The sequence below is a fragment of the Spirosoma luteolum genome (assembly GCF_054778875.1).
In genome coordinates this window covers 51,992-67,801 of sequence record NZ_BAAGZE010000002.1, presented here as the reverse complement: position 1 = coordinate 67,801, position 15,810 = coordinate 51,992, and the positions used below count along the sequence as shown (strand labels likewise).

The 15,810-nt window shown below is 48.3% G+C and carries 14 protein-coding genes; 9 read left to right on the top strand and 5 right to left on the bottom strand.

What is annotated here, in order from left to right; genetic code table 11:
- Positions 1-721 precede the first annotated feature (721 nt).
- Together ACYVAC_RS02745 and ACYVAC_RS02740 are read right to left on the bottom strand one after the other, a co-directional pair.
- A complete protein-coding gene (locus ACYVAC_RS02745) occupies positions 722-2,326 on the bottom strand; it encodes a vitamin K epoxide reductase family protein (RefSeq protein ID WP_461096031.1) in 1,605 nt (534 codons plus the stop codon).
- A 1,261-nt stretch (positions 2,327-3,587) separates the two neighbouring features.
- Entirely contained in the window at positions 3,588-4,508 is a 921-nt protein-coding gene (locus tag ACYVAC_RS02740; RefSeq protein WP_461096030.1) for a site-specific integrase, read from the bottom strand.
- 300 nt (positions 4,509-4,808) lie between these two features.
- On the opposite strand from ACYVAC_RS02740, the gene ACYVAC_RS02735 reads away from it, so the two are divergent.
- The 9 genes from ACYVAC_RS02735 to ACYVAC_RS02695 all read left to right on the top strand — a co-directional run bounded on the left by ACYVAC_RS02735 (position 4,809) and on the right by ACYVAC_RS02695 (position 14,101).
- Entirely contained in the window at positions 4,809-5,042 is a 234-nt protein-coding gene (locus ACYVAC_RS02735) for a hypothetical protein (RefSeq protein ID WP_461096029.1), read from the top strand.
- A 15-nt stretch (positions 5,043-5,057) separates the two neighbouring features.
- On the top strand, positions 5,058-6,029 hold the full coding sequence (locus ACYVAC_RS02730; RefSeq protein WP_461096028.1) for a site-specific integrase: 972 nt from the start codon (positions 5,058-5,060) through the stop codon (positions 6,027-6,029).
- A gap of 234 nt (positions 6,030-6,263) precedes the next feature.
- On the top strand, positions 6,264-6,668 hold the full coding sequence (locus tag ACYVAC_RS02725) for a type IIL restriction-modification enzyme MmeI (RefSeq protein ID WP_461096027.1): 405 nt from the start codon (positions 6,264-6,266) through the stop codon (positions 6,666-6,668).
- The gene (locus tag ACYVAC_RS02720; RefSeq protein ID WP_461096026.1) at positions 6,665-8,287 is read left to right on the top strand and encodes a hypothetical protein; all 1,623 of its coding nucleotides are present in this window, start codon (positions 6,665-6,667) and stop codon (positions 8,285-8,287) included. The genes ACYVAC_RS02725 and ACYVAC_RS02720 overlap by 4 nt, the downstream gene beginning before the upstream one ends.
- Positions 8,288-8,393: 106 nt before the next feature.
- The gene (locus ACYVAC_RS02715; RefSeq protein ID WP_461096025.1) at positions 8,394-9,611 is read left to right on the top strand and encodes a dsDNA nuclease domain-containing protein; all 1,218 of its coding nucleotides are present in this window, start codon (positions 8,394-8,396) and stop codon (positions 9,609-9,611) included.
- A 5-nt stretch (positions 9,612-9,616) separates the two neighbouring features.
- Positions 9,617-10,174, top strand: coding sequence for a hypothetical protein (locus ACYVAC_RS02710; protein ID WP_461096024.1), 558 nt, complete (start codon positions 9,617-9,619; stop codon positions 10,172-10,174).
- On the top strand, positions 10,171-12,123 hold the full coding sequence (locus ACYVAC_RS02705; protein WP_461096023.1) for a hypothetical protein: 1,953 nt from the start codon (positions 10,171-10,173) through the stop codon (positions 12,121-12,123). Before ACYVAC_RS02710 ends, ACYVAC_RS02705 begins: the two co-directional genes overlap by 4 nt.
- Before the next feature lie 153 nt (positions 12,124-12,276).
- On the top strand, positions 12,277-13,056 hold the full coding sequence (locus ACYVAC_RS02700; protein ID WP_461096022.1) for a DUF6577 family protein: 780 nt from the start codon (positions 12,277-12,279) through the stop codon (positions 13,054-13,056).
- Position 13,057: 1 nt separating this feature from the next.
- The gene (locus ACYVAC_RS02695) at positions 13,058-14,101 is read left to right on the top strand and encodes a nucleotidyl transferase AbiEii/AbiGii toxin family protein (protein ID WP_461096021.1); all 1,044 of its coding nucleotides are present in this window, start codon (positions 13,058-13,060) and stop codon (positions 14,099-14,101) included.
- On the opposite strand, the gene ACYVAC_RS02690 is transcribed toward ACYVAC_RS02695, so the two are convergent.
- The 3 genes from ACYVAC_RS02690 to ACYVAC_RS02680 all read right to left on the bottom strand — a co-directional run bounded on the left by ACYVAC_RS02690 (position 14,098) and on the right by ACYVAC_RS02680 (position 15,796).
- Positions 14,098-14,376, bottom strand: a complete 279-nt coding sequence (locus ACYVAC_RS02690) for a hypothetical protein (RefSeq protein WP_461096020.1) — start codon at positions 14,374-14,376, stop codon at positions 14,098-14,100. The two genes, ACYVAC_RS02695 and ACYVAC_RS02690, sit on opposite strands and share 4 nt — an antisense overlap.
- Before the next feature lie 12 nt (positions 14,377-14,388).
- Positions 14,389-14,985 (bottom strand): nucleotide-binding protein, encoded by a 597-nt coding sequence (locus ACYVAC_RS02685; RefSeq protein ID WP_461096019.1) that lies wholly within the window; start codon positions 14,983-14,985, stop codon positions 14,389-14,391.
- Between the two features lie 175 nt (positions 14,986-15,160).
- On the bottom strand, positions 15,161-15,796 hold the full coding sequence (locus ACYVAC_RS02680) for a hypothetical protein (protein WP_461096018.1): 636 nt from the start codon (positions 15,794-15,796) through the stop codon (positions 15,161-15,163).
- Positions 15,797-15,810 lie beyond the last annotated feature (14 nt).

The following is a 15,810-nucleotide window of genomic DNA, read 5'->3' as shown; positions in this document are numbered from 1 at the left end:
AAATTAGTTGAGACAAATGTATTCGTTAGTGCATTGGGCGAGTAAATAACCCTGTTTATTGGCCCGTGAATTAGTCCGTAAAGCAACTGTGCCTTCGTAATGCCATTGGGCTCGATAGAGGCCTAAGACTTCTGGCTGGACTTTACAGACTTACTCACGGATCAATGAGTCTGGCTACAAAACTTCATGTCTCCTCCACTGTCACACATACATGACCCGGTCGGTCCATCCTGGCTTTTACACGACGTGCCATTACATGTGATTGATTTGCCTCCACCGCAATCTGCCGTCACCTCAGCAAGCTTGCCGCCAATAACATTCCGTTGCTGTTCCGCTGTCAGCTGGAAGCGTTTGAACTTTTCCATATGTGTTAGTAAGTTTAAAGGCACGATAACTATTTTCATTATCCTGCATTTGTTATTGTTTTTTAGTTAGACAATTGTGCACGTATGTGAATCAGTACCGCATTTACATGACCCATCAGATACTCCTGGAACAGCATCTGTAGCTGTACAGTTGCCTGAACCTGAGCACGAAACTGTGGTCCCATCGAGGCACCTCGCCTTCGCTTCTCCATCTAACTTACCGCCCATTACTTGTCTGGCCTCCGCCTGACTTAATGAGTACACCTTAAAACTTGCCAAACTTTTCATTGTAAAAATATTTATAAGTGAACATATTTATTATGATTTGGCCAAATCCACTATTCATTGGTTATTAACTAGTTTAGACTAGACAATAACGGCACTGATTCTTTTAAACTATACTGCGATGGCATCTTCCACCCATTCAGAAAGACCGTCGGCGTAGCTTCAATCTGGTTGCCTGTGCACCAATCTTGGTGATAAGCCATTAAGTCGAATACATTCTTGGGAGCATTTACTGATGCAAAACCTTTTGCCCACTGCGCTGGGTCTTGCTGGGTGTTATCAAACCAAGCATCTAAGGCCGGCAGACGTTGATCGGGCGGCAAAGCCAGCAGGGTTTTAGCCACCACACGGCGGGGGTCGTTGGGCGAATCGGAGATGGTGAACACTAGATTTACATTTAGCAGATCGGTGTCGGCAAGTAGCTCATTTAATTCCTTGTGCAACCGAGCACAAGGGCCGCAAAAAGGATTAGTGGCTACGGTTAATGTGTGTGGGGCTGTAGCCCGGCCTAATTGCACAACGGCTTCGATGGGTATGTGGCCGCGTTGTTCGGGTTGTTGATGTAATAGAGCTTTAAACAGAGCCGGATTACTTTTCAACCGCAGCAGATCTTTCTGAGCGGATTTCAAGGACAGGACATCGGTTAGCGGGCGTTTGATAAAGACCCAGAGTAGTGTCGGAAGTAACGATCCCGCCAGCATTGTTTTCGCTGCTTGGTCACTGATGTCCCATAGTGAAATCTCTAAAAGCCAGCATATTACCGCTTCAATCCAGAGTATTCCCAGCACCGTTAGGCACAACATGCACCACTGTTTTAATACACGGCCTTGATACCAGAGTGAGACGAACGTCAGTGGTAGGGCTGTTAGTGTTAGACCAAACAATACCGCCTGCACACCTGCCAATAATATTTGGTTGCCCGTCAGTCCGGCCAGCACCAACGCCAGCCAGCCTCCAGTAAAATAGACAAACCCAATTTCTGACAGGCTTACCAGCCCGCCCAGCGTGGCTCCTGGCGAGGTCAGTACCGAGTGGCAATTGGCTTGCCGCCCTAACTGGCACAGTTGCCGCACCATGGGGTTATTCTCGTCTAGCGAGAACGCTAGCAGCAGTCCGCACACCACCACACCCACCAAATGCAGCCCAAATAGGGCAAGTGAAAGAGGCTGAAGGGGCAAGACCCCAAAGCCTAAACCTGCTACTAAAAGAATGCCTATTAGTAATACAGGCATTCGAAGGGCTTGCCACCGTTCGCGCCGGTGCTTACGAGCAAAATCAGCCTCACCAGCTAGTTCGTTGGCTTCAGCCATCAGCACCACGCCCGACCATTGTTTTACGAACTTTCCTAGCGGTTCCTGCCGCCATCTTCCGGTAATGTCTTGCCACTCCACAATGCCGTTTTGGAGAGAGCGCACTACATTGAACATCCCGTCCTCTTCAAGACGGTGAACCATAAAGGGTGTGGGTACCTCGATCAGCTGGTCGGCCGTAAGCCGGGCGGCTATGTTTTCTACCTTTAGCGTGTTAAGTGTATGGCTGAGGGCCAGCAGGCTAGGGTAATCAGGGTGTCTTTCTAGTGTATCTGCTATGGTATTGTGCGTTACCCGAACCTTTAATAGCCGCAGCAACGTCTGCAAAGCGGCAACCGGATTCTCGCGAGCGGCAGTGAAGGCCATTGTTAAAAGCGGTTGTATTTTGAGTTTGCGAACACAGAAAACTGTAAAATCACTTTGAGAATTTGATTTAAAGCCTCTTTAGAAAAGCAAGGTATTCGGTTAACGTTGCCCAAGTATACGAACAGACCATGGTATGTAACACCGCATTTGTAATCTCTACTAAGCCGTCTCTATTAATTCTCGTATGTAAATTTTTCCTCTACCTATCAGTACATTATTACCACTTGAAGAGCGACCCAACTCACTTCTATTACCTCCAGTAAGAAGACGCGTAGCTTTTAAGCTCGCCATTTTCTTCCAAAGACTCATATGTCAAAATATTACTTCCTAGTAGTAGAGCTCAAATGTAAAAAATCACATATGATAAACGTCAGAGTATCCGCTATTGCTGTTTTGTATTTATTTAACGGTCAGGAGGGCGGTGTTGCACAATCATTTTTCTTTATTCAACATGCGCACTCCTACAAGGTGACTCGGATAAGACAACCATTAGTACATATTTGGGGAGCATTATACTCTGAGCCACTCCCTATGGCAGGGACCGTTTACCTCTGCGCTGAATCTGACCACGAACCTGAATTTAACGCGCGGCCTCAGTTTTATCAATGGGCAGACAAACCGGTCACTGACGCTGCTGGCTGGCCAGCGCGCCGGGCTTAAACTACTCTGACCAACTCGTCTGAGCTGGGGTTAGCAGGCACTGTCACTTATCAGACCGCTGCCTACTCGCTGGTCCAGCGGTCTTCAAATCAGTCGCTGACCGCCCAGTTTACCGCTCATGCCAATTCCCCAGTCCTACTCGGGTTCAGGGTCGTTACTGATTTTACACCATTGCTACGGGCCGTTCGATGGATTACAATCAGCCTTATGCGCTGTGGAATGGATCTATAAGCCGGTCCTGTCTGACACAGCAGGATGAGTGGCAGCTACAGGTTTTCGATCTTCCGAATCAGGACCGAATTTTGGTCCGCAACACGATCGATACGTACGTCGAAGACGTTCAAAGCCAAGTATTGAAGCGGTATGTGCTGGTCATTTTCAGCTACAACCTGCGTCGGTTCGGAACTGATATCAACAAATGAACAGAGTACTTCAGTTACTGTGTAGGAAAGCATTGGCCTTCTTCTTCTAACAGGGCGATTCTATTCAGGCGCCTGTCGATTAGTCAGGTTGGTTCTGTTCGCATACCAACTTGGTTTAGTCAAGTAGCGGGTTACTGAACAGGCGGATATGACCACGTCGTAGAACCAGCTCCCTTAACTTAAAGCCCTAACTTCATGGCGGCATTATGGTTTACGATCTGCTGCACCCTTGTATAGCGGTCGATCATGGCGCGGGTGCGGTGCTTGGTCTGTTGCATGATCTGGGAGTCATCCGCACCATTGATCTTGGCAATGGTGACAAACGAAGCCCGCAGCGAATGAGCTGAATAGTCCTCGCCTAGGTATAGCTTGACCGTCCGGGCTACCTGCTTATCTGATAAGCGGTCGGTAGTAACTTGCTCCCCTTTGCGGATGCGCACAAATAAGGGCCCGCTGGTGCGTTCCAGCAGACTAACGTAGTCCTGGAGGGCTCGTACAGGACAGGTATCCGGATCGGGACTAAAAAAAAGGGCTTTCTGTTCGGTCTTTCCGTACTGATTGGTTTTGCTGCCCCAGTAACTGAGGATCGCTCCCTGGCGGGTGAACTGTACGCCTTCAATGTCTAGCGCGACGAGTTCGGAGCGCCGGAAGGCCCCGGCGAACCCAACTAGAAGTAAAGTCCGGTCGCGCAGGCCCGTTGGCGTGGGCGGAATGGGCCGCACTTGGTCTTTGTATTCGTGAACGTCAAAGGCGGGTGCCTGCGTGGCTTCGGTACCAATGCTGTGTTTGATACCTTCCAGGACCACTCGCACGGTTTGGTCGATGGACGGGTCGGGTTGGTTGTTGAGCCGGTGCCACTTGTGGATGGCAGCCAGGCGCCGGTTGATGGTACTCCACTTATGGGCCTTTGCCTGGTCGGACAGGTAGGTAGCCAGCGTGGCCGGACTAACGGGTAGTTCAATGATGCTCTGCCCACTCAGCCAGGTGCGAAGCTGCTGGATGTCGGCCGTGTAGGCGATGGGGGTATTCTTCGCACCTTCAATGCCTTTGCGAAAGTACGTAGCCGTTTGCTGGGTGAGTTGCTCAGCTGAGGGGACCACAGCTGAAGTAGCTCGATGGGCACTGACACGTAGGACGGTTGACTTTTTAATAGAAGGTGAGCGATTTATGGGGCAAGATACCATTTGGTATGTTATGTCCAATAATAAAAGTTTATCGGACGTAACAATTTTTCATATATATTGCGCTAAAAATGTATGATTGAAAAGTCTAAAGCTGAATAAGCGTTCCAGTTTATGATCTATTCCGATGATAGCGTCTTGTGGACAGACCCGGCTTGGGCCACCTATGAGCGTATGTCAACGGATGTATAATTGGGAATCAAACAGACCCTACACGAAATGCTGATCCGGTATGCGCCAATCTATTACCAGCGACCACCGGGAATTATGTCTGTAGGCACGGTCTCCCATTTACAAGTACCTGACTGGAACATCTGGCTGCGCTTTGAAACCGAATACAAAGAACAGGCCGGCAAGCCTATTCTCTTCATTGAAGCATTAGAAGAGTTGAGCCGGACGGAGTGCGAAGCGTCCGTAGAGACCGCTCGCGCCAATCCAGACCGAATTCCCTAACTTGCTTTTACTACTATGAAGAAAGATACCACCGCTGTAGTCGCCAAGAAGCTCAACACCGTCCGCATCCGGCATTCGCATGAAGAACTGGCCGGGCAAACAGCTGCCTTTTTTCAGAAAGGAATCGAGGGGGCGGCTAATACCCAGACTGCATACCGTTCCGACATCGAGCAATTACAGCAGTGGCTACACCTGCATGACTTGGGTACGTTGCCCATCAGTCCGACGACGCTGGCGGCTTACGTATCAGCTGAGGGTACCGTGCATAAGTGGGCTACTCTTTCTCGCCGACTGGCGGCTATTCGCAAGTGGCACCGGGCCCGAAAACACCCAGACCCAGGGGCCGACGAAGCGGTTAAGATTGTCCTGGAGGGCATCAAGCGAACCATTGGCACCGAACCGGAACAGGCTCCCGCTTTTGACATTGAAGAATTTAAGCAAAGCGTTCGAGCCATACCTACCACACCAACGGGTCTGCGGGACCGGGCGTTATTGCTGGTTTGTTTTGCCGGGGCCTTCCGGCGCTCGGAGCTAGTCGCCCTCGATGTGGAGGGGGTACAGTTCACGCGCGAAGGGGCAATTCTGAGTTATCAGGGTAGCAAGACCAATCAGTACGGTAAGAGAGAAGAGAAAGCCTTGTTCTTCAGCCCTGATCCCGACACCTGCCCGGTACGTACCCTGCAAGATTATATGGACTTGCTGAACCGCTCGGCTGGACCTCTATTCGTGCGTATTCGAAAAGGCGACCAAATCACTCAGGACCGCCTGTCTGACAAACAGGTTGCCCGCACTACCAAACAGTACCTCGGTGACGACTATTCGGCGCACTCTCTCCGGGCGTCGTTTGTGACCATCGCTAAGCTAAACGGGGCCGACGATTCGCAGATCATGCAGCAAACCAAGCACCGCACCCGAACCATGATAGACCGCTACACACGGGTGCAACAGGTCACCAAACACAATGCAGCTATGAAATTGGGCTTGTAAATCGGGTGGAGATAACGTACGTCATTCTGCTTTTGGCAAGTTTACCGTGGCCGTGATAATTGGCCGAAATACGATATTTCCCTCGTCGGTTGTGAGGGAATCTTTTGGGGTTTTACCATGAGAACATGAGACCGGCTGGCCGTATTAAAATCTTGGCAGATCGGGTATACCCAGCTTTGGGCTAAGTTTTACTAATTTGGCTTTTTGTTCACTATCTACCCTCATTTAGTACTAATGGCCCTTAGCTGGACTGAGATTAAAGACCGTGCACTGCGCTTCGCGAATGAATGGAAAGACGAGTCGTCGGAAGATGCGGAAGCCAAATCGTTTTGGGATGATTTCTTCAATGTATTTGGTATAATACGCCGTCGGGTAGCCCAATTTGAGAAAGCCGTACCACGCACTGGTCGGGGAGCCGGTTTCATCGACTTATTCTGGCCGGGTACGCTAGTTGTTGAACATAAATCCCGTGGGCGCGACCTTGACCGAGCCGTTGACCTGTGCTATCGCCCCCAGACCTTCCCCAGCGAAACCAAACGTATTGAGTACCTATTCGAACTGTACAAGCAGTACACGACTCCGCTCATTGGCGCAGGCATGGAAACAGGTGGAAGGAAGAAGAAACGGGTGGGGGTATGATTGGCGAAAAGAAGAAACGGGAAGAAACGCAATACGCCAAAAACATTCGGGGCGAGGAGTTTCACATATCTGAGGTCGAGCGGGGCCGAAAAGGGTACTACTGCATCGACTGTGAGCAGGAAGTGGTAGCCTGTCATAGTGAACACGATAGAAGCTGGTATTTCAGGCATCACGTTACCGATATTAAGATTGAACGCCAATGTACGTTCTCAAACGAAACCTATCGGCATAAAATCGCCAAAGATGCACTCCAGCGCATCAAGCAAATTAAAGTGCCAGCCGTTGACAAATACCCGCCCAAAGGCACAGACGGCGTAACTCGCGTGAGGGAAGCCCAGGTAATTCATGCCCATACCGTCGGCATCGAATTTCAATTTTATGAAGACGAAGCCGGGCAAATTCGGTGGATGAGCAAACCGGATTGGGAAAGAATCGAGCCGTCCGGGAAGAAGCGTCACATCATCCAGCCCGATGTGACGTTCTTCGATCAGCGTGGCCAGCCTATCCTGTTCATCGAAATTGTCGCCACGCACAAACCTGACGAGGATAAGCTCCTGAAACTAGAGCGGCTGTGCATCGACACAGCTTGCGTTACCATCCCGAAAGAGTCGGCTACGGCCATCGAACAGATTTTTTACCATACTGACCGCACCAAATGGCTTTACAACCATGAAGAAAGAACCACTCGATACGTACCAGTTTCCAATAGAAATACAAAAGAGGTATTACCGGTTGATCAACTCCAAAGACGACTTCTTGAGGAGTCTGTCAACTGCCGAGCGACGGAGATTGGAAATCTTATACGCGCAATTGAACGCTGTCTGGAAAGCGAACAATACCGAGCAGTTGAGCAGCACCTTAACACGGAAGTATCACGAGCTACGGACATCGCAGCACGAGCTGAACAACAATTGCTCTGCCTTCAGGCATCGCACCAGAAACGACTTGAAAAAACGGTTCTTGGCCGCTTACTCCCGCTTGCAAAAGCGGCAAGAAGAGTGTCGTCGGCGGAGCGAGCAGTTAAAGCAAGACGTAAGAGCCTGGAAAGCAGATATCATAAAAAGAGACACGAACTGGTCCGCGCAGAAGCGGAATATCGACCGGACTGCCAGGACGAACTTGAACGAATTTCAAAGAATCTCATCGAACTTGGAGCAGGAGACGGCTCGATACCAGAACGCCAAGAACAACTTGCAACAGAAACAGCAAGAATCGAACAGCGAATTGGAGAGGCAAAACGAGCAACAGCAGACCTTCAACAGCGAACAGAAGCTCTGCCAAGCGAATTCCGACAAGTTGAGGACAGAATGGTCCGAACGTATCGCCAGCAAAAAAAGGCTGTCGGAACAGCTTTTAAACAACAAGCGCAGGCAGTTGAAGAAGCTGACGGACGAGTACGAGCGGAGCTTAGAGAACGGCACGAAGGCTATCGAAGAACAGTGGCTAAAGCAGTTACGCGAGCAGATGGCGAGCGAAGTGAGCGATTGTCACCCCGAATTGCTGAATTGGTTCAGGCAAGGAGACTTATCGTCGATACATCGCCGAAGTACGCTGCTCTTCAACGATTGCGAAAAGCATACGAAAGCTTTAAATCAGGGGCTTATAAGAATTGGCCTTAGCCTGGATAGCTTTTTAATGAAGTTAGACGCTCACCAGCCCATTTCGGGTTCGTAATCTGTAATCAGCATCAGTGGCTACCCTTTTACCTAAATCCTAAACTCTTTGATGAGCGGACTTGTACGACAGCTCGACCACTCCGATCCCGGAGATGAGACCATCCGAAATTTTCGTTATCAATTCGGCTACGGGGCTATCCTTTTGCTGGCAGCCCTCCGACGCGAAAAAGACTATGTGTCAATGTGGTGTGAGCACTACGAAGATTTGGTCTGTGAGCGGGGCGACGGCCTTTTCGACTGTTTCCAAATCAAAACAAGTACGCCAGAAAACGGCCACTTACGACTCAATACCGATTCGGTCAAGAAGTCAATCAAGCGATTTGTTGCTTTACACGAGCGATTTGGAGACGACATAGCGACGATGTCCATCATCTCCAACACGGAGTTTTTAGATACTGAACAGGAAGATAGGATTGCCGCTTGTCCAGGTCGTTTGTTAGAAACTATACGCGTTGCGGCTAAAGCAGATGGCATTGATACTGTGTTTGTCCAAGCATTTGATGCCTTAAAAAATTATTGTGGATGCGACGCAGATAGTTTGTTTGCCACGCTTAAAAAAGTGGATCTATGCGTTGGCCCCAACCGTCAAAGTTTCGAGATAGACATTGCTCATACCCACGTACCCAAAGTGAAAGGATGTGAGCATTGTACGCCCAATACCCTGTCCGCAATTGTAGATGACCTGATTGGCAGAGTCTTTCGAGCTTCTTCGTTAAATATGGGCGATCCCGATGTACACCTGTACACTTATTTCAGTCGTACCGAGATTGACCCAAGGCTGTTGGGTAAGCGCATCTTCGTAGAGGAGGCCAACTCAATCATTAAAAAACACAATGCCAGTCACTTTAGGTATGTGCAGGGATCTGGGTCATTAGTTATCGCCGACGGTAACCGCGACCTCACTAAGTTGGCCAAAAAGCTTTCCAAAGGTGGCCTTGCCGACCACATTGCTACCATGCAGCGCAAAGCGCTGGCCACTGAAAAACGCTTACTTGAATCACCACCGGAAAAGCTCGCCGATCTCATTGACCAATTAGAAAGTGTGGTCCAAAGCGAGTGTGACGAAGCATTCTTAGAAGCCAAATACGATGACAGGCCGACCGGTGAGATGATGTTGATGACTGTTCGTAAGCGCCTACGTAAAATAGCTGAGCAACATCCTGCTGATGTCCTGGGCGAGCCATATGATACGTTGGTTGGCTTTGCTGGCTTATTAACCAGCGATTGTAAAGTGTGGTGGAGTGAGAAGTTTGACATTAATCTGTGATGGCTATGAGTTTACGTTTACTAAAAGCAGCGGCCACCACTGAAAATATGGACGACTTTCACCTAAGCCGGATTCTGCTTCTGCTTAGAGCATTCGATACGCCCAGAAAACGCCATAGTGTACAGGGCATCATGAAGCTGGCCAAGTTCGATTTTCTGTTACGCTATCCTACCTGCCTGAAGCGAGCCTTGGAGTTCGTCGATAAAAGCGAAGAACTAGCCCAATTAGGAGATTTTGAAACGCATAGTGTAGAAGCAAAGATGATTCGATTTCGATATGGCCCGTGGGACGGGCGGTATCGCCGGTGGATTGGTCTTCTGGCTGCGAAAGGATTAGTTGAAACATACGTTGAGAAAAATACCATCCATGTCATGATTACTGATAAGGGTAAAGCAGTTGCCGACCTGTTTAGTCAGGAGGAAGAATTTCAACTAATTGCCCAGCGTAGCCAACTGATCTACAAGCATTTCAATAGACTATCCGCCACCGCCATTAAAGAGTTTATTTATTCGGTTTTTCCAGAAATAAAGACGATTAAATGGGGCGATGAAATACAACTATGAAGTTTTTCTTAGACGCACTTACCTTACGTTTTAAACTCTCAACAGAGGTCATTGAGTTTAGCCGGGTATCTTACTTCTACGGCCAAATGGGGGCTGGTAAATCCAGTATTGCCCGTTTAGTTGATTATTGTTTAGGGGCGAAATTGGACCTCACACCAGCCTTTCAGCAGGAGTTTGTTAGTGCTGGCTTAACACTCCATATTAATGATAAGCCTGTATTTATCTATCGTCAGCGTGGATCCGATCAGGTAGAAGTGTCGTGGGGCGAGCCTAGAAGTGAAAGCACCATCGTCTTACCGACTCGCGCTGCAAATGGCGAAGTATTAGCTGAAACTGGAGTTGAAAATCTTTCTGACCTGATTTTCTACATTGCTGGTATTGTGCCCCCCCGCGTTCGCAAGAATAAACTGGCCGAAGACAGTGACCTAATACGACTCAGTTTAAGGGACTACCTATGGTATTGTTACCTCGACCAGGATACTATTGACAGTGCCTTCTTTCACTTAGAAGCTGAAGCTCACACTCAAAAACGGGTGAAAAGTAGGGATGTAATGCGGTCGATCCTTGGCTATCATCAGGAGACCGTCGCCCAATTGGAAGCTGAATTACTACAAGTACGTGAATCAAAGAACACCTTTCGTTCGGCTGCCAAACTTCTAAAAGAGACATTGACCAACAACGACGTTGCCTCTCAGGGAGAAATAAAGGAGAAAGTGGCTTCGCTAACCAAGAATTTAAGCGATGTAAGAAAGCAGATTAGTACATTACGCGCTGACATTCAACGACAAAATGTGTCACATATCGTTGATAGCCTGAAAGAGGATGGTAGACGATTGTCCATAGAGCTGGAACAAACAAATGACGCAATCCAAGCTGTCAACAAACTGATTGATGATAACACGGCCCATCTGAATGAGATCAAATCGCTAAAAGTCAAATTTCTGCGGGGCGTATCAGCCCGTTATGTATTAAGTAACGTTCAGTTCGAGTCTTGCCCTCGATGCACCCAAACCTTACCGGCGCGGCCAGTGAACATCTGCCCTGTATGCAATCAGGAGGAGCCTTCGATAGAGGTGACTAAAACGGATGCTTTGCTGATCCAGAAGGACGCGGATTCGAGAATTAGTGAACTCTCAGAGATTATTGAAAACTACGAAAGCCAGGTACGTCGGTTATATACGTATCACGATGAGCAGATAGCCGCTAAACGGCTCATAGACAGGAAGATTATCGATGAAATGAATCGTTACGATTCTGCTTATCTAGCTTCTGTCTTGGAATACGAACGTCGTAGTTTTGAAATAGAACAAGGCATTAAGGAGTTCAACCGCACACTTCAACTTTTCAAACGGGTAGATGAGCAGCAAGCTCGTGCAGACCAATTGGAAATTAGAGAAAAAAACATTCGTGAGCAGCTAAAGGAAGCGCGTATTGCAGCCGAAAAGGATATACAAAATATTCGCAAGTTGGAGAGGTACTTCTTAGAATACCTCATTAAAGCGGGCGTACCGGGTATTCGGACTGAAGATAAAGTCAAAATCCCTATTTCAACCTTTCTTCCCTTGGTGGCTCCTGAGGGCGGTGAAGACGTAGCGGTCACGTCTTTCAGCAATTTAAGCAGCGGTGGCAAAAAAGTACTCTTTAAATGTTGCTATGCCCTAGCAATACACCGATTAGCGATTGAAACGAAGGCCTCGTTACCCACTTTTCTCATCATTGACTCACCAATGAAAAACATTAGTGAGCGAGAGAACGCAGAAGTATTTCGCCAGTTTCATAATCTGGTGTACGACTTGGCTGCAACAGACCTAATTCAAACACAGTTTATTTTAATTGATAAAGAGTACTGCGAGCCAAATGAAGACCTACAACTCTCTGTTTTACAACGGCATATGACCCCTGATAACGATAATTACCCCCCATTGATCAAATACTATAGGGGTCATTAGTACGGTGTGCTACGCAGGACTTTCGCTACTCATGGTAGATGAAGCTACGTTAGTTCTCAATATTACACCACACATTGGAACGATTTTTTGGTGACGAAGTAGCTTAATTTTCGATTCTACAAGCTTCCAAATTCTGGCAAAAACTATTTACCTTTGCCGGAATTTGGAACAAAGCTATTGGCGCACGAACTCATCCATACAGCTCTACGTAAGCAGTTTGGCAAGCAGGAAGCCATTCCCAAAGTTGTATTGATTGACTTTCTTAGGGAACACTCTGGCAATGCCAAGCCATCAACGCTCGCCTGGCGGCTACATGAGTTGACGCAGGAAGGAATTCTGACTCGAATCGGATACGGTCGGTATCAACTGAATGACCACCCAGCTTACCAGCCTGACCTATCGCCTACTCTTCGCAAGATCAGCGACCGCGTTAAAACGGAATTACCTTTTACGACTTGCTGCGTTTGGGATACGCGGATACTAGCCGATTTTATGATTCAGCAACCGATGAGCTTTCTGCAACTCATTGAAGTGGACAAGGAAGCCATTTCGTCAGTCTATCAGCTTTTGCAGGAACAGCCCGTGCGGGTTGACCGAAAAAGCCCGGCCATTTACCGGTATGACGATTGGCTACTGCTCACTCGGCGTGGGCTGCCTTCGCCAAACCCCGTCATCATCAAACCAATTATCACCGAAGCCCCGGTGCAGCAACAAGACAGGTACGTAACGGCTTCACTGGAGAAAATTCTGGTAGACTTAATGGCCGATAGCGACCTGTTCTTTGCTTATCAAGAAGAAGTACCCTACATCTTCCGAATAGCTTTTGCCAAATTCACCATCAACCGCGACAAGCTTCGACGCTACGCTAGGCGACGAAACCGGTTAGACATGCTGGAGCAACTGCTGCGTCAATTAGTACCCACGGAGCACTAACATGATTCTTGAAGAAACCTTTACCCGCGACTGGCTGGTCGCCGTTGCCAAACGTTTTCCTAAAAACGTCGATCTGAAACTGTTAGAGAAAGTGGTCTGGGCACTGAAGTTGCTGGAGCAACTTCAGCTACAAGGCTTATCGTTTGTTTTCAAAGGTGGGACGTCGCTCGTGCTTCACTTTGATAAACCACGTCGGTTTTCAATTGACGTGGACATCATCATGCCTAAGCAACCAGCGAATCTCATTGACTATTTTGACGCAATTGTGGCTAACGGTGCTTTTGCGCAGTGGGAAGATGATTCACTACGAGCTTCTCATGCAGGGGTGACGGTAGGACATTTCAAGTTTTACTATACCAGCGCGGTCGATCCAAAACATCCCTTGGAGCCTATTCTGCTGGATATTCTTTTCGCCAAGATCAATTATCCTCACATCGTTCAGAAAGCAGTACAGCACCCCTGGATACGCACAGACGAACCGCTTACGGTCGTACAACTTCCCGACACCGATAGTCTGTTGGGCGATAAACTGACGGCTTTTGCCCCAAATACAACAGGGATACTTTACACCAAACAGCGTCCTGCCGAAATCATCAAACAGCTATTCGATGTGGGTTTGTTGTTCGACGTGGTTACTGATCTGCGGGTAGTTGAGCAATCTTTCACCCATACGGCTAAGGAAGAGATTGTTTACCGCCATTTGAGTATCACCCCGGCCGATGTACTGACTGACGTAACAGATACAGCCATGTTGATTACGTGGCGGGACGAAAAAGACCCTCGGTTTATCCAGCTACAGGAAGGAATTCGTCGGCTGGCCAGTTTTGCTATTGGTACATTTACCATTGAAGGGGCCATCCTGGCCGGAGCGAAAGCGGCTTACCTGAGCCGACTGCTTTCCGAAGGGGCTACCACCTTACATCGATATAAACAACCAGCCGACATTATGGACTGGCAACTAACTAACCCTGCGGTAAACCGGCTCAACAAGTTGAAAAAGTCGCAGCCCGAAGCATTTTATTACTGGTATTTGGCTCTTGCCTAAACCCGCCCCTTCACGTAATCTTCCAGAGCCTCCCGGACAATATCCCGAATCTCAATATCATCCTCAACCGAAATTCGGCGGATGGCTTTGTGGAGGGCTTTAGGCACTTTGGTATTGAGTTGAACCAGGTCGTCAGCAACTACCGCGTTCGCTTTTGCAGCTGGCTTTGGTTCGGGCTGGGGAACTGGATTTACTTCCTGAATCGGGGCCTTGGGCGGCTCGTTTTTTAGCTTTTCGGCTAATCGCGCCTGCCGTTCTTTCAATGATTCTGCCATTGGGTCGCGGGGTTAAAGTTGTTCAATGATTTCTTCAGCTAAATCAGCCATCTCTTCGTGGGCTTTCCCGTCTTCCAACTGTACAATCCCCCCGGCGATAACTGACCGAATGTAACTTACCCGCTCATGAATGCGTGTTTTCATTGTTGGAATGGGGTAGGCGTCCAAAATGTCTTTGATTTCCCGGTTCATCGAGGTGCGGGGCTTGACCATATTAAGCACAATACCCGCCCGGAGGTCAGGGCGTTCTTGCTGCGTTTCCTGCAGCAGCGCCATCGTCGCTTTCAGGGCCATCGCGTCGAGGTAGCTTACTTTGGTTGGCACCAACACGAAGTCGGATACCGAAAAGAGTTCAGAGAGCCTGCTAGTCAAGTAAGGCGGAGTATCAATAAGTAGAACATCCAACTCGGGATAGTTTCCTTCCTGTAGGGCTTCATAGCTGATCAGTGTAATACCATCCAGGAGCATGTCTAACCCTTGCACGCTACCCTGTAAGTCGGTATCAACGATACCAACGCGCTTGATATCTTTCAGATAAAAAGCCAGGTTAAGGGCCAGTGTAGTCTTGCCTACTCCACCTTTCTGATGAGCTACCGTGATTATTTTCATAAAGAGCTTGCCGGTTCCGTTACAAGTGCAAAAATGCTAAGAAATATGAAATAGTCAGCTATTCAGCTATCCTAAAAACAGACAAATAGTTAAATATCTAGCTATTTAACTCACAACAAGCATTATACTGTTGTCTATGAGCAGCAGAAGTGCGAAGAAGAAGATAACCGCATAGTTAATAAGCTATCGAAAAGGAACGTTCAACCGTGAAAATACCAGCAACGCGCTGTGTCGTCGAAAAAATATCAGAAGCTTTCACAGGAGTGTACTGCCCAGCCCTCGGCGTACCCGGTACGAATTGATACAGCGTAACCGGAAACGAATAAGTAATCTGCTTACCTCCCACCCCACTCACCGTTCGGTCAATGACTGTCATGGCATTGTAGTCAGTAAGGATATCTTTCTTAATGGTGAAATAAGTGGCTACCGTAGTTCCTCCCGACTTAGCTTCAACGGCATACGTACCTAAATCAAGCTGATCATACTGTCCCGCCGTCCCTTCACCCTGCAACGTAAACTGCACCGAATCGCCTTTAGCCTGCAAAGTTACGACGTAGCCACTTCCTTTGATTTGCCCGCGGCCCTCTGTGTAACCGTTGTCTAGTTGAAGGCGCACACAAGCATAATTGCCACTGAGCCGCACAGCCGGATGAGCCGATTGCTCTTGCTGGGCGTCAGTAGATGAGGGAGTGTCAGTACTGGAGGGCAAACAACTCAGTAACGAACCGACGATGGCCACAAAGGCGATTGAACACCGAAAACGATTTACCGAAGTTATCATATTGACTAAAAAGAATAAAGATATAAGCAAATATATAAGCGATC